The organism is Rhizobium leguminosarum, assembly GCF_010668065.1.
Taxonomy (GTDB): domain Bacteria; phylum Pseudomonadota; class Alphaproteobacteria; order Rhizobiales; family Rhizobiaceae; genus Rhizobium; species Rhizobium leguminosarum_S.
Genome location: NZ_WUEN01000046.1, coordinates 1 through 393, shown reverse-complemented (window position 1 = coordinate 393; position 393 = coordinate 1). Strand labels below are relative to the sequence as shown.

The window sequence follows — 393 nt, the reverse complement described above, 5'->3', positions numbered from 1 at the left end:
CGAATGATGATATTGACCATGAGCGAACACGTGAAAATTATGATTTGAAAAATGATAAAAATATTGATTACAACGAACGTGTCAAAGAAATTATTGAATCACAAAAAACAGGTACAAGAAAAACGAGGAAAGATGCTGTTCTTGTAAATGAGTTGCTAGTAACATCTGACCGAGATTTTTTTGAGCAACTGGATCAGTACAAGAAAGATACTGTATTTCATAAACAGGAACTGCAAGAAGTTAAGGATGAGTTACAGAAGGCAAATAAGCAGTTACAGAGTGGAATAGAGCATATGAGGTCTACGAAACCCTTTGATTATGAAAATGAGCGTACAGGTTTGTTCTCTGGACGTGAAGAGACTGGTAGAAAGATATTAACTGCTGATGAATTTG

The 393-nt window shown here is 35.1% G+C and carries 1 protein-coding gene; it reads left to right on the top strand.

Annotated elements, in window-relative coordinates:
* Nucleotides 1-393: plasmid recombination protein (locus tag GR198_RS36050; protein WP_246711155.1), on the top strand; the 393-nt coding region annotated here is incomplete at both ends.